Genomic DNA, 1,628 nt, shown 5'->3' with positions numbered 1-1,628 from the left:
GCCCACCGTCGCCACCGACCCGATCGGCGACGCCCCGAGCACCGCGACCGCGCAGGCCGCGCCGACGACCACGGGGGTCGCGCCGTCCACTGCGCCGCCCCCAATCTCCCCCGTCGAGCCGACGGCGACTCCGACGACGGAGCCGACCACGGAGCCGACCACGGAGACCACGGAGCCGACCATCGCCGCCCCGGGCGAGCTGCGCGTCTCGACCCGGTCCCTGCGCCTGGGCGCGAGGAAGGCGGGCTCGGTCCGGCTGAGCAACGCCGGCGGCACCGCGCTCACCTACGCCGCGAAGGCACGGGTCCCGTGGCTCTCGGTGTCGCGCGGCGGAGGATCGCTCGATCCGGGCGCCGGCACGACCCTGACGATCACCGCGGACCGGTCCAGCCTGGGCGAGGGCAGCAGCACCGGCACCGTGGCCGTCACCTGGTCGGGCGGCACCGTCCTGGTGTCGGTGCAGGTCACCGTCGACCATGCCCCCGTCGTCGGCGGGATCGACGTCGGCGGGCCGACCGACTGCAGCGGGCGCACCCTCACCACGACCGTCACCGACACGACCCTCCAGTCGGTCCGCGTGGCGTGGACCGGACCCAGCGGCAGCGGCCAGACGGCGATGGCGGCCTCCGGCGGACGGTGGAGCGCCACCATCGGCCCCTTCCCCATCGGCGGCACCGTCACCGCGACCGTCACCGCCGTCGACGCGGCCGGGCACACCACGACCCGCCCGACGAGCTTCCACGTCGACCCCTGCCCGGGCTGAGGAACTGCAAGGTCCCGCCCGCGGACCGCTCCTACCGGTGTCCACACCGATCCCGACAGGAGCAGGACATGGGTACGACGACGCGGCACGCCCGCCCCCTCACGACGACCGGGCTGCTGCCCANNNCTCGGGCTGCTGCTCGGGCTGCTGCTCGGGCTGCTGCTCGGCGCCCTGGCATTCGCCGGTCTCGCGACCAGCGACCGCGAGCACGCGGATCCGCCGACGCCGGTGAGCTCGTCCGCCGCCGACCCGGCGATCGTCGTACCCTCGGCGCCCGGTCCGGCACCGACGGTGCGGGTGCCGGCGCCGACGGGCATCGCGATCCCGGCGATCGGCGTCGACGAGCACCTGGAGGGGCGCGGTCTCAAGGCGGACGGATCCTTCGACACGCCCGACTTCGGCGACGCCGGCTGGTACCGCCTCGGCCCGCGCCCCGGTGAGCCCGGCGGCGCCGTGGTCGTCGCGCACGTGCACGGCCCCGACGGACCCGACGTGTTCTGGGACCTCGCCCGGCTGCGCCCCGGCGACGAGATCCGGATCAGGCGACCCGGCGCGGTCGCGGTGTTCGTGGTGGACGCCGTCGAGCAGGTGCCGAAGTCGCACCTGCCCGCCGAGCGGATCTGGCCCACGACCACTGCTCCCCTGCTGCGGCTGATCACGTGCGGCGGCCGGCGGACGTCCGCGGGCTACCCGGACAACACCGTGGTCTACGCCCACCTGCGCTGAGCCCGCCGTCCTCTCCCCCGGTCCGCCCCTCCGCCCGCCCCGGCCGCCCGCCCCGGGCGAGTCGTGTGCCTGAGAACCCGGATATCCGCGTTCTCAGGCACACGACTGTCTCGGGACCGGGGCCGGACGAGATGGCGAC

General features: G+C 75.8%; 2 protein-coding genes. Both read left to right on the top strand.

The genetic code is table 11. The features are described 5' to 3' along the window. Positions 1 to 763, top strand: a 763-nt coding sequence (locus FHP29_RS21925; protein ID WP_158296656.1) for a BACON domain-containing protein, incomplete at its 5' end; no start/stop codon positions are given. Positions 764 to 991: 228 nt separating this feature from the next. Further along, positions 992 to 1,489: a sortase domain-containing protein gene (locus FHP29_RS20090; protein WP_205014286.1), complete on the top strand. Its 498-nt coding sequence runs from the start codon at positions 992 to 994 to the stop codon at positions 1,487 to 1,489. Positions 1,490 to 1,628: the final 139 nt, after the last annotated feature.

The organism is Nocardioides albidus, assembly GCF_006335005.1.
Lineage (GTDB): Bacteria > Actinomycetota > Actinomycetes > Propionibacteriales > Nocardioidaceae > Nocardioides > Nocardioides albidus.
Note: the sequence above shows the minus strand (reverse complement) of the source record. Positions and strands in the feature narration are given on the sequence as shown.